Source organism: Pseudovibrio sp. W74 (assembly GCF_001623085.1).
Lineage (GTDB): Bacteria > Pseudomonadota > Alphaproteobacteria > Rhizobiales > Stappiaceae > Pseudovibrio.
The window spans coordinates 365,254-386,983 of sequence record NZ_LMCJ01000008.1; the positions used below are offsets into that span (position 1 = coordinate 365,254).

The window sequence follows — 21,730 nt, forward strand, 5'->3', positions numbered from 1 at the left end:
TGTTTTATTTGCATTGCAGCATATTTATTCTAGCCGAGAGATAATTCTCCCTTGACTAACTGTTAGTTGCAGATATTTTTTGACCGAGAGGTAAAAAATTATGCTGACTGCTGACCAAGCGCGATACCTGGGGGAAGTGCAAGGCTCAGATCTTCGGGATCTGATGCAACAGGCTGCTACAGTAAAGCTTCAGTATTGGGGCAACACTGTCACCTACTCCCGTAAAGTTTTTGTACCACTGACAAACATGTGCCGAGATACATGTACGTATTGCACATTTGTCAAACACCCCAGTTCGCCCGAAGCCAACATCATGACACCGGAGCAAGTGATGCGTACGGCGCGTCAGGGTGAAGAGACCGGATGTAAGGAACTGCTGTTCAGTCTGGGTGAGAAACCCGAACTGCGCTACGAGCAGGCGAAAGCGGCTTTGGCAACGCTTGGCTACAGTTCCATGGTCAGCTATCTGGCGGATGCTTGTGAGATGGTGCTGCGGGAAACAACTCTCCTGCCCCATGTGAATGCGGGTACGCTGAGCGATGAAGAGATTGACCAGCTGCGCCCCTTTGCCGCCTCCATGGGCATGATGCTGGAGACAACCAGTCGCCGATTGATGAAAGAAGGCCAGCCGCACTATGGCTGTCCGGACAAAGCGCCTGTTCAGCGCCTGCGTACACTGGAACGTGCTGGACAAAAGAAGATCCCGTTTACCACCGGATTGCTGATCGGCATTGGTGAGACGTGGGAAGAGCGCATTGAAGCGCTGGAAGCCATCAACGAAAGCCATGCTCGGCACGGCCATATTCAGGAAGTGATCATTCAGAATTTCCAGCGCAAGCCGGGTATCGGAATGGAAAACCATCCGGAACCTTCGCTGGATGACATGCTGCGCACGCTGGCCGTAGCACGCCTGATCCTTTCACCAGAAATCAGTCTTCAGGCACCGCCAAATCTGAGTGAGCGACATATGGAATACCTGAGTGCGGGTATCAACGACTGGGGTGGCATTTCGCCGGTTACCATTGATTTCATCAACCCACAGCACCGCTGGCCGGTGATTGATGAGCTTGCTCATTCGACCCAGTTGGCAGGGCAGAAACTGGAAGAGCGCCTGACCGTCTATCCGAGTTACTTGCACGATAAAACCGAGTTTGTTGACCCTGCTGTGCTTTCAAAATCTCAAGGGCTTTGGGAACAGATGGGTTCCTCTGCCTCGCTTCAGTCAGGAGGCTCCCTATGACCCTTCATAGTTTCCCGCAGCGTACGAATGATACGCTAGGGTTTCACGCTGTCAGCGCCTCAGTTCGTGACATCCTGAGCAAGGCACTGGCTGGTAATGAGGTTTCTCAAGCTGAAGGTGAGTGCCTGTTTCGTGCCTCTGCAGAGGACTTTCCAGCTATTGCCTATGTGGCGGATACGCTTCGGCAGCGGAGCAATGGCGATAAAGTTGGTTTTGTAGTCAACCGGAATATCAACTTCACCAATGTCTGTTACATGGGCTGCAAGTTCTGCGGGTTTGCCAAGCGAACCGAAGATCCGGGTGCTGAATGGCTGGTGCCTGAGCAAGTTGTTGCACGGGCACAAGAGGCCTGGGACCGCGGAGCGACTGAGGTCTGCATTCAGGGTGGACTGCACCCGAAAATGGAAGGCACTTATTATCGTGAGCTCGTGTTGGCGATCAAAAAAGCGCTGCCGGACATGCACATCCATGCGTTTTCACCGTTTGAGGTTTGGTATGGTGCAGCCAAGACCAAGCAGTCTTACACGGACTTTCTTCAGGACCTGAAGGATTGCGGACTGGGTTCCCTGCCCGGCACAGCGGCTGAAATTCTGGATACGGATATTCGCCAGCAGCTGACCCGCAACAAGCTGAGCACTGAGAAGTGGGTGGAGATCATCAAAGCGGCCCACGAGGTTGGAATACCAACCACCGCAACGATCATGTACGGCCATATTGATGGACCGGAGCATTGGGCAGCTCACATTGCCTTGCTGCGCGATATTCAAAAGGAAACCGGAGGCTTCACCGAACTGGTGCCCCTGAGCTTCGTGCACTCCGAGAGCCCGCTTTATACGGCGGATCCGAAAAACGTGCGCCCCGGCCCGACTGATCTGGAAGTACGCAAGATGCATGCAGTTTCGCGGATTATGCTGCATGGCTGGATCGACAACATTCAGGTTTCCTGGACCAAGCTTGGTGCAGAGTTTGCCTCTGATCTTTTGCAATGCGGTGTGAATGATCTGGGCGGCACTTTGATGAATGAGAGCATCTCCCGTTCTGCTGGCGCTGCTCATGGGCAGGAAATCACAGCCTATGAAATGTGCCAAGTCATTCAGGAAGCAGACAGAGAGCCTGTTCAGCGCAACACCATTTATGGCGTGATCAATGATTTTGCCGATGGATTGCCAGAACAACAGGCGCCTCTGGTTGCCCGCGCACACTCCGGACTGCTGAACTTCCTGACTGAGGCTGATGGTGCGCCTGTACAAGCGATCGGAGGTGCTGGATGAGCTCAAACACACCTATCAAAGTTACTCTGATTGCCGGAGGGGTCGGCGGCGCCAAAATGGCGGAGGGCCTGTATCATCTGGAGAATGTGGAACTTTCCATCATCGGCAACATTGCAGATGATGAGGCTTTCCACGGTCTCTGGGTTTCGCCGGACATTGATACCCTCACCTACACACTGGCCGATGTGATTGATCGCCAGCAAGGTTGGGGTGTGGCGGATGAAAACCACCGCGCGTTAGACACGCTCTCAAAACTGGGTGACGATACATGGATGTCACTGGGAGACCGTGATTTTGGTCTGCACATCTACCGCACACACAGGCGTCGTCAGGGAGATCGCCCAACGCATATTGCACGTGATATCGCCAAGAGCTTTGGCCTTGAGTGCGAGATGATTTTGCCAACGGACGACACGGTTCAAACGCGCGTGAGAACGGAGGCTGGTTGGCTGAGTTTTCAGGAATACTTCGTCAAAGAGCGCTGTGCGCCTGAGGTTCGGGAACTGCACTACGATCATATCGAGGATGCACATGCGACCGAGGAAGCCCTGAACGCACTTGCGGAGGCAGACTTAATTGTGGTCGCGCCAAGCAACCCTCTCGTGAGTATTCTACCAATCCTGAAAGTTCCCGGTATTCTAGAAGCAGTAAAGGCCTCCAAGGCTCCCAAAATTGGTGTTTCACCGATCATCAATGGTGGTGTTGTGAAAGGCCCTGCGGACCGGATGCTATCTTCCCTTGGCTATGAAGCATCAGCCTTTGGTGTTGCGCAGATCTATGCGGATTTTCTGGATTGCTTTGTGATTGACCACGCAGATGAGCAACATGTGGCTGCCATCAATGGCCTTGGTCTGCGCACCTCATTGGACACGATCCTCATGAAGACCCGCGATGACAAAGTACGGCTGGCGGCGTCACTGCTTGCCCTTTCCGATGTTGGCCGTGGAAATGCATCAGAGGCTCAGGAGCTGAACGCATGACGGAAACCGCAGTTAAAACGCTTGTTGTTGTTCCGGTAAAGGATTTTGCGAGAGCCAAGTCGCGTCTGGGACCGTATCTTGATGCCAATGAACGGGCCATCGTGGCTGCGAACTTGTTTGCGCAGACCATTGCCTTTTTGCAGGACGCGCAGACACGAAGCAGCACGCCCTTTGACATCGCGGTGGTCACCAGTTCAACGGATATAGCAAAAGCTGTGACTGATCATCGCCTTCACTTGATCTTGGAGGGACAGGAAGATGGTCTGAACTGTGCACTGACCACTGCTGCGCTTTGGGCAAAAGCGCATGATTACGAGACACTCTGCGTATTGCCTGCCGATATTGCAACACCTGACTTTGGTGAGTTTGAGCGACTTCTGGGCCTTGCGGGCTCTCCCAGTTCACTGGTTCTTTGCCCGGCGCATGACTACGGCACCAATGTGCTGATTGTAACGCCGCCAGATGCCATTTCGTTCACTTATGGCAGTTCTTCCTTCCTGAAGCATCAGGCCCAGGCGGCAGAGCGTGGTTTGAACTGCGTGATCGCCCCGTCCTCCTCCTTTTCCAGAGATATCGATTACATGGAAGATTTGAGCGCACATCAGCCCCGGCTCCTTGAGAAACGTTCTGACCGGAGAGTTGTTTGATGCATACACTTTCTCTACACGCGATCCCGAATATTCCAGAGATCAAGCCCGGTGATGATCTTGCTGCTATTTTGGGCGATGCCATTGAGGCAGCTGGACTTTCTTTGCAAGACGGAGACGTCCTGACATCTGCGCATAAGATCTTCTCCAAGGCGGAAGGTCGTATTGTGAGACTGTCAGATGTCACTCCTTGTGAAGACGCTAAGACCTATGCGGAGGAGCTGAACAAAGACCCACGCAAGGTTGAGATCATCTTGCAGGAAAGCACCCGCGTGGTTCGCCATTTTAAGCGGCCGACGCAAAATGAAGGGACGATGATCTGTGAGCATCGTTTGGGCTTCATTTCCGCCAATGCGGCCGTCGATGAATCTAACAGTGGCACAGATGAAACCCTCATTTTGCTGCCTAAAGACCCGGATGCCAGCGCTGCCCATATGCAGGCGGCGCTTTCCAAACGCTTTAACGCCGAGATCGGCTTCGCCATTACGGACACTTTTGGACGGCCCTGGCGACTTGGCCAAGTGAACGTGGCTGTGGGCCTTGCCGGTGTACCCGCAACAATCAAAGAACAAGGCAACTCGGATGCACATGGGCGTTTGCTCAGTGTGACCGAACCTGCCTTTGCAGATGAGTTGGCCGCGGCTTCCGGTCTGGTGATCAGCAAAGCAGGCCAGACGCCTGTTGTGCTGTTTCGCGGACTGAACTGGACGCTGGAGGCGAGTTCGGCACAGGATTTAATAAGATCTAAGAAGGAGGACATGTTCCGATGACATTAGCGATTATCGGAGGAACCGGGCCACAGGGTCAGGGGCTTGCACTCAGGTTTGCACGCGCAGGCGTTCCCGTTGCGCTTGGCTCTCGTGATGCAGTTCGCGGCAAGGAAATTGCCGATGAGTTGATGACCAAGCTCCCAGAAGGTTCTGCGCAGATCAACGGTATGGGGAACGAGGATGCAGTGGCGGCGGCTGGTGAGTGCGTTATGCTTGCCGTGCCTTATGCAGCGCACGACGCAACATTAAACGCTCTGAAACCGCACCTTGCTGGCAAGATCCTGATCGACATTGTTGTTCCGCTTGCGCCAGGTGACCCGAAGACCGTCGAAATGCCGCCAGAAGGCTCTGCTACTGAGGCTGCACAAGCTTTGCTTGGGCCAGACATTCCTGTTGTGGGCGCATTGCACAATGTTTCGGCCACGACTTTGAACAATCTGGATTGGCCGATCAACTGCGACATCCTCGTATGCGGTGACAGCCTTGCTGCCCGCAAGGTGGTGATGGAGCTGGTGAACAAGCTGGATGTGAAAACCTACAATAGCGGCAATGCAAAAGCAGCACGCTGTATTGAGGCGATCACTCCAATCCTCATTCGTCAGAACATTTCAAAAGCTGTGCCGTTTACACATGCGGGAATCCGCATCTGGGCACCGGATCACTAAGGCTTTTTCGGGCGTATCCTTCTTCGAAAGCCAACTGCCGTTTTTCGAGGATACGCTTTGAACAACACCTTACTATTTGTAGAGGAGACACACATGGACTTTGGTATTTGCTTTAAAGGGTTTGTAGAACCAGAGCGCGCGAAGGCACTGGTTCGTCAGGCGGAAAATGCTGGTTTCAAGTATTGCTGGTTCTACGACAGTCACATTTTGTGGCGTGAGAGCTTCGTTGCTATGGCAATGTGCATGGAACACACCAAAAACATGCGTTTTGGACCATGCGTGACCAACCCGAACACCCGTGACTGGTCTCATGCAGCCAGCTTGTTTGGTTCGCTTGCCAAACAGTCCGGCGGTCGTTTTGATATTGGTCTGGGCCGCGGCGACAGTGCTGTGCGCGTGATGGGTAAAAAACCTGCCCCGCTGAAGCGTTTGGAAGAGTTCACTCACACTGTTAAAGCTCTGATCCGTGGGGAAGAAGCACAGTACGGTGAATGCCCTGAGCCAGTGAAGTTCCCATGGGCGGATGGTTATGAGCTCCCTGTCTGGGTTGCGGCTTATGGACCGAAGGCGCTGAGTTCTGCCGGCCGTGTAGGCGATGGCCTTATTCTGCAGATTGCGGAGCCTGGCATTTGTAAATGGCTTGGCGATCAGGCAGTTGCAGCTGGTGAAGAAGCTGGTCGTGACATGAGTGACTTCGGCATTATGGCAGCTGCTCCTGCTCATACAGGCACACTGGAAGAAGGCATTGAGAAGACCAAGTGGTTCCCTGCTATGGTAGGCAACCACGTAGCGGATATCGTTGAGAAGTATGGATCAAACACCGATCAGGTGCCTGCATCTCTGACGTCTTACATTGAGAACCGTCGTGGTTATGACTATTCCAAGCACGGTCAGAGCGACAATCCGTTCCTCGACTTCATTACCGATGATATCGTTGAAAGCTTTGCAGTTCTCGGCCCACCTGAAAACCACATTGAAAAGCTGAACAAGCTGAAAGATGCGGGCATCACTCAGTTCAACATCTATCTGGACAGTGGTGATGAAGAGAAGATCATCGCAGATTACGGCGAAAAGATCATTCCGGCCTTTAACGCAGACAGCGCAAAAACACCGGAAGCTGTCAGCTAAGCAAACACGGGCCGGGTTCCATATGAGCCCGGCCTTTCTCTTTCCAGAGCAGGCTGTGTTCATGTGGATGCACGCATCAAGCTCTAACTCTTTATTTTTACCCGTATTCTTGTCCGAAAACCGGAACCACTTTTCGGGCATACGCTTTATTGCAGAAAAACAACAATTATTGGGTGAGCTGCCTCATCACGACTTTTCTACTAGTGTTTAGCTTGATATGAGCACTGTGTTTTCGTAGGTGCTAACCTACTCATATACCGAGCGGGTATTTTTAGGTTCGGTGCTTAAGCAATTTGGAAAAGAGTATGGCTAAGGCTTCTGAAGCAAAAGGCAAAACACGAATTCAGATAGAAAAGACTGAGAAGATCCTCGCAGCTGCGCTGGATGTGTTCTCAACCTATGGATTTCGTGGATCTACGATCGATCAGGTCGCTCAGCAAGCTGGCTTGTCCAAACCAAACCTTTTTTATTATTACGACAGCAAAGATGCCATTCATGCAGAGCTGATTGAACGGTTGCTGTACATCTGGCTTGATCCGCTACATCAGCTCAATCCTGAAGGTGAACCCATTGAAGAGATTTGCGCGTATGTACGCCGCAAACTGGAGATGGCGCGGGACTACCCGCGGGAAAGCCGCTTGTTCGCCAACGAGATCTTGCAGGGTGCTCCGCGCATCAAATCTCTGATTGCTGGCCCCTTGAAGTCACTGGTGGATGAGAAGACAGTCGTTGTTCAAGGCTGGATGAATGAGGGCAAGATCGCCGAGACAGATCCGTACCACCTGCTGTTTTCAATCTGGTCCACGACCCAGCATTACGCTGACTTTGACAGTCAGGTGGAGACGTTGCTTCCGGCAGATAAGTCCAAGGACCGCTTCAAAGAGGCTGCGGCATACCTTGATCGCATGTTCCGTAAGAGCCTTGCACCCGAATAATCGAAGGTCTTCTTACAAACGTGTTGTGGGGGTGATCACAGGCCCCTGCTCTGTTTGCAGAATATGGGCTTTGACACGATAAACATCCTGCACGCGTTCTTCGGTCAACACGTCTTTTGGCGTACCATACGCGACCAGCTTTCCTTCTTTTAACATCGCGAGCCGCGTGCAAAGGCGCGCTGCGTATGTCCAGTCATGCAGGCTGACAAGCATGGATGTACCTTGTTGTTGCAGCTTTTGAAAAATCTCCTGCAGCTCCAACTGGTGTTCCGGATCAAGTCCTGCCGTTGGCTCATCCGCAATGATCAGTGGTGTTTTTTGCATCAAGGCCCTGCCAAGCAGAGCACGCGCTTTCTCTCCACCAGACACCTGTAGGATTGAAGCTTTTCTGATTGCGTCCAGCCCCAAACTTGCAATCGTCTCTTCCAGTTCCGCCTTGTGTTTGAGCGTCCGCACGGAGCCACCAATAGCTTCACAACCCAAAGCCAAAATGCGTTCTACAGACAAATCCCACGCCACGTCACGCTCCTGCGCCATGTAAGCAACATGCTTGGAGAGTTGCTTGGCAGAGATGCTTTTGAGGAGCTGGTTGTCGTAGCTGATCTCTCCATAAGACGGGATTAATCCGACCATGGCTTTCATCAGTGTGGATTTGCCTGAGCCATTGGGGCCGATCAACCCGACGATCTCACCTTTACCAATCTCCAGATTGATTGAGGACAGGATGTTTTTGGGACCGTAGTTGACGGAAAGGTCTTTGAGTTGAAGCAGCATCAGATCAAAGCCCTGCGTTGTTTGATGATCAGCCAAAGGAAGAACGGCGCACCGACAATTGCCGTCAGCACTCCGAGCTTAAGGTTTGATTGTGGGCCGAACAGTTTCACTGTGATGTCTGCAAGCGTGAGCAGGCAAGCCCCTGCAATGGCACTTGGCAGCAGTAGGCGCTGAGGTTCTCCGCCCACCATTTTACGCAGCAGATGAGGGACGATGAGGCCGATGAAACCGATTGTTCCAGTCACAGCTGTCACAGCACCAACACTGGCCGCTGTTCCCACAATGGCGCAAAAACGCAGATGGGGCAGAGACACGCCCATGGTATGAGCAGTTTCCTCACCCAGAGACAACGCATTGAGGCCTTTGCCTGTGATGAGCAAGAGGCTCCAGCCGATCACGATGAACGGCGCAATGATGTAAAGATGTTGCATAGACCGGTCATTTAACGAGCCAAGCATCCAGAACACGATTTCCATAGCTGCAAACGGGTTAGGCGACAGATTGAGTGCCAATGACGTGAGCGCAGTCGCGATACTTGAGATCGCAACGCCTGCAAGGATCAGTGTCAGCGTCTGCCCTCGCCCGCCCGCCAGCATGGGCAACAAAACTGCTGCAATCGCTGCGCCGAGCAGTGCAAACGCTGGCAGTGCGAAGGGCATAGTGATTGTCAGCCCAGTGTAAATAGCAATGACTGCGCCCAGACTTGCGGAGGAGCTGACGCCGATCAAACCAGGTTCCGCCAAGGGATTGCGCAGGAGGCCCTGCAATACAGCACCGGACAGGCCTAGCGTTGCGCCGGTGATCAAGCCCAGAAGGGCGCGCGGCACGCGGATTTCCCAAAAGACGATAGAAACGGGCGTTTTTTCTGCGGCGAATGCTGCTTTAATCAGCTGCATGAATGTCAAATCAGCAGCGCCGATCATGAGCGAGGTCACAAACAGAATAGCTGCGATCAGGCACAGAACCGTGATCAACGGAGCATCCGGATGCTTGGTCATTCGGCTTGCGCTCCTAGTTTGGTGGCTTGTTTGGCTAGTTTACCAATAGCTTGCGTCACAAACGGCAGGCCACAAATGGTGTACTTGTCTTCGACCATGACACGACCACTGTTGCCGAGCGTGCGCTTCAAGGCTGGGTGAGCGAGGAGTTCAAAAGCCAATGCAGGTTTATCTGAGAACTGAGTGCCCTCAACAAGCAGCTGCGGGGCTTCAAGGATCAGCAGTTCCAAGGGCAGCTTGCTCGTGCCCTTCAAACCCAGATTATTGGCAATGTTCTGCAGGCCAGCGGTGGTGATCAGCTCATTAACGAGACTGCCATCTCCCGCCGTGTATCCATTGGCGTAGTAGACCCCTGCCCGCGCTCGTTCAGCTGGCTGAGCATCGATTAGCTGCCGGATTTCAAAGGTGAACTGCTGTGCGAGTGCCTCAGCTTGTTGTTCACGTCCCAATATCTTACCGAGACGCCGTAGCTCTTTGGCGATGTCTGAGATGGTACGAACGGGCGGCACCTGAACCACCGTGATTCCGAGACCGCGCAGCATCTGGACTGTGGTTTGGTTTGTGTATGTCCCCGCGATCACCAGATCCGGGTTCATCAGATAGATTTCTTCTGCCCCACCGAAGTTGACCGGATAGGCCTTTGCCTCTTCACTCATGACGGAGAGCGTTGGGTCAGACGCTAGTTTGGAGACTGATACAAGTTGCTCTTTGCCTGCCAGCAGCATGGAAAACTGGTCGGTGCACAGGTTCATGGAGACAACTCGCCGGGGTGCCTCCGCCTCGCTCTGGTCCGCGCGTACAACAGCAGGACTGATTGCCAGAGCCATCAGAAACGCCATTTGCATGATCTTTTTGATCTTATTTCGCATTTCGACCTTTTGAGAGGCATACAGACATGGGAAGACAGCCCGAGCAGAGCCATCCCCTGCAAGATGCCGCTCAGCTTTCACCGAGCGGCATACTTAATCAGAAACTGGCAGTAAGACCAGCGTAAACGGAAAGACCCGGTGTCTGATAGTCTTTGATCCGCTCATAATCCTGATCCAGCAAGTTTTCACCACGGACATGGAACGTCAGATTCTCGGTGTACTGATAAGCAGCTTTTGCATTGACCAGAACGAAGTCGTCGAGCTCACCGTCATCTTCGATTCCGGAGACGTAACTGGTATTGAGATTGAGGGTCAGCACATCAACAGGCTTGTAAGTCGCGCCTACATTCACGTCATGCAGAGGGACACGCACCAAGCGTTTTTTGTCTGGTCCAACAGCCCATGTGTAAGTGTAGGCAGCATTGAAGCTCAGATTGTCGAGAACATCCCAGTTAGCAGACAGCTCCGCACCTTGGCTTCGGGACATGCCGTTGATCTGTACGTACTGATTTACTCTATATTTGATAAGGTCTTCAGTAAGTATGTGGAAATAAGTAGCGCCAAACCGGAGTTTTCCGTCGAAGAACTCCTGATCGACGCCAGCATCAAAGCTCACGCTTGTCTCTGGCTTCAGATCTGGATTAGGGCCCCATTTGCCAAAAAGCTCATTCAAGGCAGGCGCACGGAAGCCATTGCCAATGCTTGAGCGGAAACGAGTCCCCTCGATAATCTGGTAGGACGTTGTAGCGCGACCAGACCAGTATGTTCCGAAACGAGAATGATGATCCAGACGTGATGAAAGAGAAAGGCTTAGCTCATCTGATGGGTCGACCATAGCTTCAACAAAACCCCCAAAGATCCGACTACTTCCGTATTCTGCGTAGTCCTCATGCATCCAATCACCACCAAAGTTCAGCGTGATTTCGTCTGTTACATCGAAGGTATTGAGGACATCAAACTTGTAGCGATCGCCTTTGTAAGTCCCTGGATTGTCACCGTAATACTTGCGCGTTGTATCGACTAACTGGAATGAGGCGTCAGTTGTCATCCTATCATCTAACCACGCAAAATTAGCACCTAGCTTGCCTATATACTGGCGGTAGTCCTGTTCATTACGTGCATCAGGGTTATTATATCCATCAAACTCGCTGTGACCATCCGTACCGCGAGCAACAAAATATAGGTTCAGAGCCTCTGTGACATCGACTGAACCTTTTGCAGAAAAGGTCAGGTTCTCATAACCATCTTCATCTGCTGTGTCACTTTTTGGGGTTTGCGCGCTAAACCCATCAGTATGGTAGCGCTGCACATTTACTGCGATATCTGCTGTTTCAGTCGCCGCCTGAAATCCATAGGCAGCATTGACGGTTCCGTAGCTGCCGCCCTCGATGGCCGAATTATGCTTCACGGTGCCCGGCGCAGCGCGTTTGGTGATGATATTGATAACACCCCCCACCGCTTGGCCACCATATAATGCACTGTGCGAGCCTTTTAAGATTTCAATACGCTCAACATCATCAAGTAGGACATGCTCAAGGCGAGCTTCAACTTGCGTACCAGACGGGTCAGCAATATCGACACCATCCAGCAAAATCTTCGTGTAATAACCACTCATTCCACGAATGCGCAAAGCACTTGTTTTACCCGCTCCGCCGTTTTGCGAGAACGAGATACCCGGCAACTTTGTCAGGTATTCAGAGACAAACATAGCGCCGTCGTTCTTTAGGTCTTCTTCGGTGACAACGTGGGTAGTGGAGCCGACTTTGCCAGCTTCGGTTTCCGTTCTGTTGGCGATGACGATGATTTCGTCAAGCTCGGTCTCGTTTGCGGAGGAGATTAGAGTTGAGCTGAGGAGAGCTGAGAGAGCTACGCCGGATTTGAGGGTAGCTGCGATCCAAGATGTGTTACGCACGAGTTTGGTCCATCATTCACAGCATCCATGACGGATGCCATGCTGTTGATTGCATTGTGCGTCTTTGAAGAAACTTGGTTCTAACCTTTTGAAGTAAAGTCAGATTCATTACCGCTCAGACGCACTGTGAATGTCACCTGAACGGAATACCGCCCCATAGCACGCCCCGTGCCGTGGGTGAGTGACTGCATCTGGCAGGTCTCCTGGCTTGCGCGTCCTTACTGTTGCTCCGCCTTCCCAACACTGCTTTAAACAGCTGCGTCAGTGGCATGTGTGAGCAACAACTCTACGCTTACAGTTGCGGGGGCAGCCACGGCTTTTCCAATTGGACCGTGTTCCCTTTTCATTTTTATCTAATCGACAAAAATACCAAATGCCCGGCTATTGATCAGATTTCATGGGCTTTCGTCAACTGGCTGAATAGCGAACTTGATAAAATTCGACCAATTGCCTGCAAAACTCACAGAAATTGCTGATGCGGCCACGCTACCAGATCTTGCGATGCGGCCACTTAAGGTCGCACCTGCTTGTGGTGCTTAGGCGGCATCATTGCCTTATCATCTGTTTAGCTCATGAAAATCAAAGCACAGCCGAGAATGACGAGGAGTGCACCAATCCATGCCCCAATGGCAGGAAACTCTTTGGTTTGCCACCACAGAACAGGCAGCATCATCGCTGGGGTGGTTGCAGACAGGGTAGAAACAATGCCAACCTCTCCGCCACTCAGCGCATAGAGGATCAACGTCATGCCGATACCCATGCCAAGCATGCCGGACAAAGAGGCCAGTGCGACAATCTCTTTGTTGATTGGGTTCGCCAGTCTGAATGGACGGCCCGGCAGGTAAAAGAGCACCAGCAAACCAAAGGCTGCAATGGTGCAGCGCATAAGCGAGATGGCGACGGGATCTGCTCCACTTTCCATAACGGGACGAATGATGATTGACCCGACTGATTGGGAAAGTGCGGCCAACGTGCCAAAGAGGACACCAATGGCAACAGGTCCCTTAATCGCCTCCCATTTATGAAGCTGGTCTTTGCGCTTTCCAAACGCAATGGCGAGGATAACGCCTACCAGAACGAATGAGATACCAACAAGTGCCTGAAATGACAGTTCCTCTGACAGAAATAGCCAACCGAGAAGCGCTGACATGGGTGCGTTCATGGAAAACAGGATGGCTGTGCGGCGCGGCCCCATACGATTGAGCGTGAGGAACAACAAAGTGTCCCCCATGAAGATGCCGACAAAGCCAGAGAGAAAGATGAGAGAAGCGTGGCTTGAATCAACCGTATTCCATGTGCCTGTTGCAATGACATAGATACCCAGAAACACCACAACAAACCACATACGCACACAGTTGAAGCCAATGGCTCCAAGGTGTGCTGCAGGCTTTGCTGAAATGAGACCACCAATAGCCCAGGTGGCAGCGGCACCGAGCGCGGCAACTTCAAATAAAAACATGGGGTGACCTAACCGACGAAACTACGGCACGGCGCAGTTTGTTTATAAAAGCCAACCAGCTCTACTGCTCTTGGATTTGCCGCGCAAGCGCAGTCTGGTGAATTTTAGAACAGACCAACAGCTATTCAGGTAATAATATTTCACATCTCAGCAAAAACACAGATGAGCACCGTTAACTAAGTTAGTTTCAAGTGCCCTACCTCAATCTTGAACTTTGCAGGTGCATTCGGTAGAGATTCTACGTAGAGATTACATTGCTGTTCCTGCCTGATTTGCGTTTTTGACGCTCTCTCCGGCTCATTTGATTACACGTTCTAATCTGGAGATTTTCCATGAAAGATATTGAAATTGCCCGTGCAGCAGACATGAAACCCATTGCGCGCATCGCTCAAAATCTGAAGATCCCGGAGGACGCTCTTGAACCTTATGGCCGATTTAAAGCCAAGGTTAATCTGGATGAGATGCCAGAACTGAACAGCAATCCATATGGTAAACTCATACTTGTGACAGCTGTTTCCCCAACACCAGCGGGAGAAGGCAAGACCACAACAACTGTGGGCCTGGGCGACGCGCTCAATCGCATCGGGCTGAAAACAACCATCTGCTTGCGTGAACCCTCGTTAGGCCCTTGCTTTGGCATGAAGGGTGGAGCTGCGGGTGGCGGTTACGCGCAGGTGGTGCCTATGGAGGATATCAACCTCCATTTCACAGGTGATCTGCATGCAATCACTGCTGCACATAACCTGCTTTCTGCGATGATCGACAACCACATCTATTGGGGCAATGCAGAGAATATTGACCAGCGCCGGATTGTCTGGCGCCGGGTGGTCGATATCAATGACCGCTCATTGCGCTCCATTACCACTGGCCTTGGCGGTGTCAGCAACGGGTTCCCGAGCGAGTCTGGTTATGACATCACCGTGGCTTCTGAAGTGATGGCCGTACTTTGCCTTGCTGAAAGCCTGCAGGATCTTCAGGAGCGTTTAGGCCGCCTGTTGATTGGGTATCGCAAAGATAAGACACCGATTTACTGCCGGGACCTGAAAGCCGATGGCGCGATGACTGCGCTGCTTAAAGACGCCTTCCGACCTAATCTGGTTCAGACACTTGAGAACAACCCTGCCTTTATCCATGGCGGTCCGTTTGCCAATATCGCCCATGGCTGTAACTCAGTGATTGCGACAAAGACCGCGCTGCGTCTTTCTGATTATGTGGTGACGGAAGCTGGTTTTGGTGCTGACCTTGGCGCTGAAAAGTTCTTCAACATCAAATGCCGTCAAGCTGGTTTGACACCAAATGCCGTTGTTGTTGTGGCAACGGTTCGCGCACTCAAGATGCATGGTGGTGTTGCCAAGAATGATCTGACAGTAGAGAACATCCCCGCACTTGAAAAAGGCATGAGCAATCTGGAACGACACGTCAAAAACTGTAAGCGCTATGGCGTTCCTGTGATTGTGGCGATCAATCGGTACGGCCCTGATACAGACCAGGAAATTGACGTGATCATGTCGCGGATGGAGAAGCTCGGCGTTAAAGCCGTGCCCTGCACACATTGGGCCAATGGCTCAGCAGGCACTGAAGAGCTGGCGACATCTGTCTCTGAGATCCTCCAGACAACACAGTCAGAGTTCAAACATCTTTATGAAGATGATCTGGCTCTTTGGAAGAAAATACGTCGGATTTGCAAAAAGATTTATGGTGCTTCAAAGGTCACCTGTGAGCAGGCTGTCAAAGATCAACTCAAGTCCTATGAAGAACAAGGATACGGTCACCTTTCGGTATGTATGGCTAAGACCCCGTATTCCTTCTCGACCGATCCAGCCTTGCTTGGCGCGCCATCAGACTACAGCATCCATGTACGTGCGGTTCGACTTTCCGCAGGGGCTGGATTTATTGTGGCACTGACTGGCGATATTATGGTGATGCCGGGCCTGCCGCGCCATCCGGCAGCAGAGACCATCGGGCTTGATGAAAACAGCCAGATTGAAGGCTTGTTTTAGTCTACATCAGACCGGTGCGGGCCGCGGCGAAAGCGGTCCAGATACACTGTCGACTGTAAGTCGTGGCGATCATAATCCCGGTAATGCCCGAACTTGAAGTATTGGGTTTTACCGGCAAACTCATCGTTACCAATGTAACCGGTAACGCGTGCGATGAACCTGTTGTTGGCCCAAATCTCGATGATCCCCTGCCCGACACGGCTTCCTTTGACGCGATAACGCATATCAACCCATCCGGTTGTTGGATCCGGCAGTACCGGGTCATCTGAGAGTTCGATCTGAATACCTGGATAATCTGAGTAGGTTTGCGGGTCCGCCAGAAATGGGAACTTGGAGGTGTCCTGTGCTTCAATCGCTTTTTTCAGCTCAGGAATTGAAAGGCCACTGCCAAGGAACTCGTCTGAGGTGCGGCTTGCATCATTTCTGTTGCGAAAACCTTGCCGATCCAAACTCAGCATTTGCTGGAGCTCCTGCGAGAACCCCTTAAAGTCTTGCTGATAGCTGCCTTCTGCCTGCGCAACTAGTTTGCGAATGTCATTGTGCTGGACAGTGATGTGAAAAACGCCGTTGTCAAACCGTTGCGCCAGAAATGGGCTGCCGCCAGAGTCTTCCTTCCATTGACCAATCACCCAGCGGGTCGATCCGGCAGGCCAGACGGTTCCATCAATTTTAAAGCTGAATGAGTACCAAACCTCATCGCCAAAATTACAACGCTTTTGACGCGCCTCCCAAAGTTCATTCTTCAGGTTTCCCTCTGCGTCCAACTCATCATCGCCGAACACTGTGATCGCCAGCGAGTGTCCACCATCGCGCACAACATCGCTTTCAATCTGGAAGTTTTCTGGCTTGTTCATGCGGTGAATATCCCAGTCGCTTGCACTTGGGTATTCATCAAAGTCATCAATCATGACGGCACACTTTGACTGACGCATTTCATCGATGTGAACACCTCCGTCTTGTTGCGGCGTCACTATGACATCAGTTTTGTCGGAGGGTTCGTCTTTTGGAGTTAGGTCGTCGGCAACTGAGAACTGGGGGCTCACCAACAGGCATAGACCTGCAAGCACCGGGATGAGCAGACCATATCTTCTGAAAGTGTCGCGTAGATCTGAATCCGGCATCTTTTCTCCCAAAGGCACGGTGCTGGATTGATTGCAGATCACGCCAATCTAGAGAAGAATTATTGCTGCGCTCCCAAGAGGCTTTCGGGATTTTTCAGAGGATTTGACGAAAAGTTTCAGGAAACAGGCCCGTAGATGATGCCTTCAGCCTCTTCCAAGGTCATATCAATGATCTTTTGAGCGAGCGAAAAGGGGAAGCCTGCGCGGATCAAACTGCCAAGCTCTTTGTCTCGTCGCTCTTCTTTAGGTTTTGTCCGCCACGGCCCAAGGCGCCTGCGTTTGGCATAGGCAATCGCTGCGCGTTGGTCATCATGGTTTTCGTCGTCAAAAGCTGTCTGAATATCGTCTCCAGACACACCTTTGGCATTCAGTTCCAGCTTTATTCGGGAGCTGGACTTGCCTTTGAGTGTCGCCGATCTGATTTTGCTTTGTGCAAACTGAAGATCATCGACAAACTTGTGATCACGGCAAAACGTGACCACAGGTTCAATCAGCTCATAGAACTCATGGGGATCTTCATCTGCTTCTCTGGCCCGTTTGTCTACTTTACGCTTCAAAACCCGTCGCAGACTGTCTTCCGATGCACTGTATCTGTTTAGATAATGCAGCGCTGCCCGGCGCAGATATTCAGATGAAACTTTCTTGCCCACGTGACCTCATCTCCAATGCAATAGAGATGAGCTATCACATATTCCGCTGTGGTTTAGCCCACGAACGCACGTTCAACAACAAAATCACCTGGATTGTTGTTGGCACCCTCGGTGAAACCGCGTTGTTCCAGCAGTGCCTTGGTATCTGCAATCATGTGCATGGAACCGCAGATCATGGCCCGGTCTTCTGCGACGTCTAAGACTGGAACTGACAGGTCGTCAAAGAGCTTACCACTTTCAATTAGATGCGTGATGCGCCCTTCCCGCTTAAAGCGTTCGCGGGTGACAGAATTGTAAAGATGTAACTTACCAGTTGCGACCTCACCAATCAGCGGATCATTGCTGATGTCAGCCACCAGCTCCTCCCCATAGCGTAGCTCAGAGATTTCGCGTGTGGTGTGGGTCAGGATCACCTCATCAAATTTCTCATAGGTCTCAGGATCACGGATCAAACTAGCAAATGGAGCAATGCCGGTTCCAGATGAGAACATATAAAGACGTTTTGCCGGAGACAGAGCGTCAAGCACAAGTGTTCCGGTGGACTTCTTCTTAAGAAGGATGTGGTCACCTTCCCTGATCTTCTGCAAGTGCTGGGTCAATGGGCCGTCAGGAACTTTGATGGAGAAAAACTCCAGCTCTTCATCCCAGGACGGGCTGGCGATTGAGTATGCACGGAAGAGTGGCTTTCCGTCGATCATCAACCCGATCATGACAAATTCACCAGAACGGAATCTGAAGCTTGAAGGACGCGTGATTTTGAACCGGAAAAGACGGTCCGTGAAATGGGTCACTTCCGTTACTGTTTCTACAAAGACATTTGCAGGAACTGCGCTCTCCAATTCCGCACCCTTTATGATCTGGTTCATCGTTCGCCTTGCTCCGATTAATGAGGTTGGCAAAGGCTAACCCAAGCTGAAGGCTGTGCTGAGGCACATGCAGCTAATAAACCGCGTGCGAGTGAATATTTCTTTTCCAGTTGCTTCTTTCCGTAGAATACTGTCTTTCGCCTCCCTTTCCTGAGCTTTTGGGAGATAGCCAAGACTGCTAGAAAGTGCGGTGAAGCGGGTTATCAGACATGCGCTACATATAATTATGGAATATATTCATATTATTCAATGTAGCGCGGTAAGTTATGCGCATGGCGGCATGATTTATGCCCGTCAGAGGGCATTGATCTGACTCGTGTTGAAATAGAGGTAAGTTGGGTTAGTCGACGTCGCTTTGAGAAACGATCTGATCCAGCGCTTCATCAGAAGCTTGTTTCTTTTCTTCAAGCACCTTCACCGGATTACGTCTATCTGTGAAGATATCCTCCGCAAACTCAAGGTATTTGCGGGCTGGCAATGGTTTGGAGAAGATGTACCCCTGCGCAGAAGACACTCCGAGCTCGCGCAAAAGTACAATTTGCTCATACTTCTCTACACCCTCTGCGATGATGCCCATGTTCATCGTGTCTGCGAGTTCGGCTATGGCATCGACCAGACGGAAGGCATTCTCTTCGCTGCCTAGTGGGTCGATGAACATCTTATCGATCTTGACGATGTCCATGCCCAGTTTTTGCAAGTAAGCCAGACCGCCATGACCTGTTCCCACATCATCAAGAGCGACACGAATGCCATGGGCTTGTAGCTCTGCGATGATTTTTCTCGCCAGGTCGATATCTTCAAGAGGCTGACGCTCTGTCACCTCCATGACCACTTGATTGAGCGCGATTGGAGTGTCTTCGTAGATGTCCAGCAGATCGTCTACGATAGACCGGTCATTGAAGTGTCCTGCGAAAAGGTTGACCGAAAGCTTCAGTTCCGGATGCTGAGAGTATAACTCTCCCAGATCATCAATGGACTGGCGCATAATGCTTCGGGTCATTTCGAAAATATGGCCCGATGTTTCAGCGTAGGTCATGAACTGACCTGGAGAGACCATTTTACCGTTGGGGAGTTGCCATCTCATCAGCATTTCACAGCCCTGTAGCTCACCAGTTACGATGTCCACGACAGGCTGATAGTACGGTATGAACTCGTTGTTACGGATGGAGGCAACAAAGTCGTCTTCTGCATCTTTTTCTGGCTTCCAGGAAAGCCAGACGCCCAAGGCGATCAGGAAAATAGCAATGCCTGAACAGGCGATCACTGCCACGATCTTGAGTTCGCCTACCAGACTCATGACCGCATTGCGATCGCTTCGGATCCGCACATTAATCGGGTAGATCGTTGATGCCGCAAACTCTTCAATAAAGTTGCTGCCCATGATGACAGGAAGGTTGCTGTTGTTTGTCGGATTGACCCAAACATGATCGCGCCCTAACCGGACTTCGATTTCAGAAGCATGTCGCAGATAATCTGGGCCCGGTTCAATCGCGAGTACGGTTGGAGAAATATTGGCAACCAGACGCCAGCCATTTCTAAGTTTCCAGGAGACCAACGCCGTGCGGATACCCTGATACTCCATCCAGGACATACCAATTCCAACGCGCGGGGCATCTGGCTTCAAAGACGGGAGAATACTGTTACCGCGGCGAACCTGAGCCGGCACGTAACACATGGGGACACCGCGGTGATCCACGATCCCTATTGCGTTTATAATGACGTTTTCTGAGAGGGTCTTTTCAAATTCACCCTGATTTTGGCGTGTACAGGATGTCAGGCCTTTCACCTGCATCTGGCGCAGTATTTCTACAGCACCGGAAATCGCGGCCTCGCTTCTTGAGATGTAACGGTCTGCGATCGCGTTCATTTCGTTCCGCGCCTGGTGCATCGCGAAGTTCTCAAGGATCATATTGCCAATGAGCAATGGCAAGAGCGCCAATCCCAAAGCAACCAAAATTGCGCGGACAAATACGAAATAATGGCGAGACACAACCACGACCTTAAAAATGCAAAATACGGCTACCTATTTCTATGATTAAGGCTTACTTAAAACTGTAAAAATCATCCAAACACCCTAAACGATCCCCAGATGCTTTCCAAAATGGCTGTGAAATGCAGGGTTCCACCATGTTTTCTCTCAGAGTGGTTTGACTTTTTGCAGTGATATACACGCGCCCCTAACTCTCAATATGCCAGCTTAGCACCCAAATGCCTCTTAGCGGTCAATCTGGAGCCGAGCTATGCGCAGTTCTGAGTTACGTCGCCATCGTACCTTCCTGGTATTCTTCTTTACCCTCCTCTTCAGCAGTTGCCTTGCTCTTGCAGCGTCAGCACAGATCAATACTGATAATGCTGTCGCAAAGGCCTTTCTTCAGAACCTTCAGGATCGCGGGTTGACCTTGACGCACGTAGGACCGGTTACTGTCGATAATGAAGTGCTTTCTATTGGCGGTATTGAAGGTTATCCGAATGTAGATCAGACAAAGCGTTTCAAGATTGGCGATCTGGCGCTGGCTCAGGCATCCGTGGAAAGTGACGGGCGGGTCTTTGTCGGGGCATTTGCAGCTTCGAAGTTCGAGGTTGACGAACCAGACTTCAACTTCACGGCAGACAAGATCGCGATTACGGATCTTTATCTTCCCAATGCCAATGATCTAAGCAATCCAGCATCAAACCTCCCCATGTCACTCTATTCCACTGCAGAGATTATGGGATTGTTGTTTCAGGATCGTTCAACGGGCCAATCTATGCCTATTGAGCGGGTCAGTATCGACTTTGACGTCAACAATGGCGGCTTCCCTATCATTGCCAGTGTTCAGGTTGCTCATATCGTTTTGAGCCGATCTATGTTTGCACCACCACAACAGCAAATGCTTGATGAGTTGGGCCTGACTCAAGTGGATGCAGATATCGACTTTGAAGGTGAGTGGAATGGCGACACGGGCGAAGTCAATATTCCGAGTGCAGCTGTTGTGCTGAAAGATCTTTTCTCTGTGCAGGTCTCCCTGAAACTGGAAGGCCTTACAGATACAGTTGTTGAGCAGATCACCGAGCTTGCCACTAAGGATAACGTCATTGCACTGGATTTATTACAGAGCGCAGCCATCTCCAGCTTCAATCTCTCACTCGTCGATGAAGGCAGTCTGGATGACATGCTTGAACGTCAAGCTCACCGACACGGACAATCGCGTTCTGCCTATACACAGCAATTGACGGAGAAAGCAGAAAAGCAATTTGCGAGAATTCCTGATCGCGCAAAGCAGCTGGAGTTTACGGAAGCGATTTATAGTTTCTTGCAAAATCCGCAGAGTATCACGCTGAGTGCTACCCCTAAGGCACCGATAAGCGTAACACAAATTCTTGGGGTATCTGCGATTTCCCCCGCTTCCATCATTTCTTTGCTTGGCATCGCCCTTCAAGCAAATGTAAACTAGCGGGGAACCCT

Annotated in this window: 19 protein-coding genes and 1 riboswitch; of the genes, 10 read left to right on the top strand and 9 right to left on the bottom strand. The window is 51.3% G+C overall.

Annotated features, from left to right (window positions below):
• Positions 1 to 100: 100 nt before the first annotated feature.
• The 8 genes from cofG to PsW74_RS07935 all read left to right on the top strand — a co-directional run bounded on the left by cofG (position 101) and on the right by PsW74_RS07935 (position 7,636).
• The gene (gene cofG, locus PsW74_RS07900; protein WP_193775951.1) at positions 101 to 1,240 is read left to right on the top strand and encodes a 7,8-didemethyl-8-hydroxy-5-deazariboflavin synthase CofG; all 1,140 of its coding nucleotides are present in this window, start codon (positions 101 to 103) and stop codon (positions 1,238 to 1,240) included.
• Positions 1,237 to 2,511 (top strand): 5-amino-6-(D-ribitylamino)uracil--L-tyrosine 4-hydroxyphenyl transferase CofH, encoded by a 1,275-nt coding sequence (gene cofH / locus PsW74_RS07905; protein WP_063288492.1) that lies wholly within the window; start codon positions 1,237 to 1,239, stop codon positions 2,509 to 2,511. Before cofG ends, cofH begins: the two co-directional genes overlap by 4 nt.
• Positions 2,508 to 3,491 carry a 2-phospho-L-lactate transferase gene (gene cofD / locus PsW74_RS07910; protein WP_063288491.1) on the top strand — a complete coding sequence of 328 codons (984 nt, stop codon included), beginning with the start codon at positions 2,508 to 2,510 and terminating at the stop codon, positions 3,489 to 3,491. The genes cofH and cofD overlap by 4 nt, the downstream gene beginning before the upstream one ends.
• Positions 3,488 to 4,138 (top strand): 2-phospho-L-lactate guanylyltransferase, encoded by a 651-nt coding sequence (gene cofC, locus PsW74_RS07915; protein WP_063288490.1) that lies wholly within the window; start codon positions 3,488 to 3,490, stop codon positions 4,136 to 4,138. The genes cofD and cofC overlap by 4 nt, the downstream gene beginning before the upstream one ends.
• On the top strand, positions 4,138 to 4,908 hold the full coding sequence (cofE, locus tag PsW74_RS07920; RefSeq protein ID WP_063288489.1) for a coenzyme F420-0:L-glutamate ligase: 771 nt from the start codon (positions 4,138 to 4,140) through the stop codon (positions 4,906 to 4,908). Before cofC ends, cofE begins: the two co-directional genes overlap by 1 nt.
• Positions 4,905 to 5,573: an NADPH-dependent F420 reductase gene (gene npdG, locus PsW74_RS07925; protein WP_063288488.1), complete on the top strand. Its 669-nt coding sequence runs from the start codon at positions 4,905 to 4,907 to the stop codon at positions 5,571 to 5,573. Before cofE ends, npdG begins: the two co-directional genes overlap by 4 nt.
• 93 nt (positions 5,574 to 5,666) lie before the next feature.
• A complete protein-coding gene (locus PsW74_RS07930; RefSeq protein WP_063288487.1) occupies positions 5,667 to 6,701 on the top strand; it encodes a TIGR03842 family LLM class F420-dependent oxidoreductase in 1,035 nt (344 codons plus the stop codon).
• A 305-nt stretch (positions 6,702 to 7,006) separates the two neighbouring features.
• On the top strand, positions 7,007 to 7,636 hold the full coding sequence (locus PsW74_RS07935; RefSeq protein ID WP_063288486.1) for a TetR family transcriptional regulator C-terminal domain-containing protein: 630 nt from the start codon (positions 7,007 to 7,009) through the stop codon (positions 7,634 to 7,636).
• 12 nt (positions 7,637 to 7,648) lie between these two features.
• Here the strand turns inward: PsW74_RS07935 and PsW74_RS07940 are convergent, their stop codons facing one another.
• The 5 genes from PsW74_RS07940 to PsW74_RS07960 all read right to left on the bottom strand — a co-directional run bounded on the left by PsW74_RS07940 (position 7,649) and on the right by PsW74_RS07960 (position 13,648).
• Positions 7,649 to 8,410, bottom strand: coding sequence for an ABC transporter ATP-binding protein (locus PsW74_RS07940; protein WP_063288485.1), 762 nt, complete (start codon positions 8,408 to 8,410; stop codon positions 7,649 to 7,651).
• On the bottom strand, positions 8,410 to 9,408 hold the full coding sequence (locus PsW74_RS07945) for an iron ABC transporter permease (protein ID WP_063288484.1): 999 nt from the start codon (positions 9,406 to 9,408) through the stop codon (positions 8,410 to 8,412). Before PsW74_RS07945 ends, PsW74_RS07940 begins: the two co-directional genes overlap by 1 nt.
• On the bottom strand, positions 9,405 to 10,277 hold the full coding sequence (locus tag PsW74_RS07950; protein ID WP_063288483.1) for an ABC transporter substrate-binding protein: 873 nt from the start codon (positions 10,275 to 10,277) through the stop codon (positions 9,405 to 9,407). The genes PsW74_RS07945 and PsW74_RS07950 overlap by 4 nt, the downstream gene beginning before the upstream one ends.
• A 97-nt stretch (positions 10,278 to 10,374) precedes the next feature.
• Positions 10,375 to 12,189, bottom strand: a complete 1,815-nt coding sequence (locus tag PsW74_RS07955) for a TonB-dependent receptor (protein WP_063288482.1) — start codon at positions 12,187 to 12,189, stop codon at positions 10,375 to 10,377.
• 175 nt (positions 12,190 to 12,364) lie between these two features.
• Positions 12,365 to 12,578, bottom strand: a riboswitch (cobalamin riboswitch).
• Positions 12,579 to 12,754: 176 nt separating this feature from the next.
• On the bottom strand, positions 12,755 to 13,648 hold the full coding sequence (locus PsW74_RS07960; RefSeq protein ID WP_063288481.1) for a DMT family transporter: 894 nt from the start codon (positions 13,646 to 13,648) through the stop codon (positions 12,755 to 12,757).
• A 332-nt stretch (positions 13,649 to 13,980) separates the two neighbouring features.
• Between PsW74_RS07960 and PsW74_RS07965 the strand changes: the two genes are divergently transcribed.
• A complete protein-coding gene (locus PsW74_RS07965) occupies positions 13,981 to 15,648 on the top strand; it encodes a formate--tetrahydrofolate ligase (RefSeq protein WP_057465326.1) in 1,668 nt (555 codons plus the stop codon).
• Here the strand turns inward: PsW74_RS07965 and PsW74_RS07970 are convergent.
• The 4 genes from PsW74_RS07970 to PsW74_RS07985 form a co-directional block, all read right to left on the bottom strand.
• Positions 15,645 to 16,769, bottom strand: a complete 1,125-nt coding sequence (locus PsW74_RS07970; RefSeq protein ID WP_063288480.1) for a heparin lyase I family protein — start codon at positions 16,767 to 16,769, stop codon at positions 15,645 to 15,647. The two genes, PsW74_RS07965 and PsW74_RS07970, sit on opposite strands and share 4 nt — an antisense overlap.
• A 116-nt stretch (positions 16,770 to 16,885) precedes the next feature.
• Positions 16,886 to 17,419, bottom strand: coding sequence for a regulatory protein RecX (locus tag PsW74_RS07975; RefSeq protein WP_063288479.1), 534 nt, complete (start codon positions 17,417 to 17,419; stop codon positions 16,886 to 16,888).
• 53 nt (positions 17,420 to 17,472) lie between these two features.
• A complete protein-coding gene (locus PsW74_RS07980) occupies positions 17,473 to 18,285 on the bottom strand; it encodes a ferredoxin--NADP reductase (RefSeq protein WP_063288478.1) in 813 nt (270 codons plus the stop codon).
• 340 nt (positions 18,286 to 18,625) lie between these two features.
• Positions 18,626 to 20,275, bottom strand: a complete 1,650-nt coding sequence (locus PsW74_RS07985) for an EAL domain-containing protein (protein WP_063288477.1) — start codon at positions 20,273 to 20,275, stop codon at positions 18,626 to 18,628.
• A 250-nt stretch (positions 20,276 to 20,525) separates the two neighbouring features.
• Here PsW74_RS07985 and PsW74_RS07990 point away from each other — a divergent pair, with 250 nt between their 5' ends.
• Positions 20,526 to 21,719 carry a hypothetical protein gene (locus PsW74_RS07990; protein WP_063288476.1) on the top strand — a complete coding sequence of 398 codons (1,194 nt, stop codon included), beginning with the start codon at positions 20,526 to 20,528 and terminating at the stop codon, positions 21,717 to 21,719.
• Positions 21,720 to 21,730: the final 11 nt, after the last annotated feature.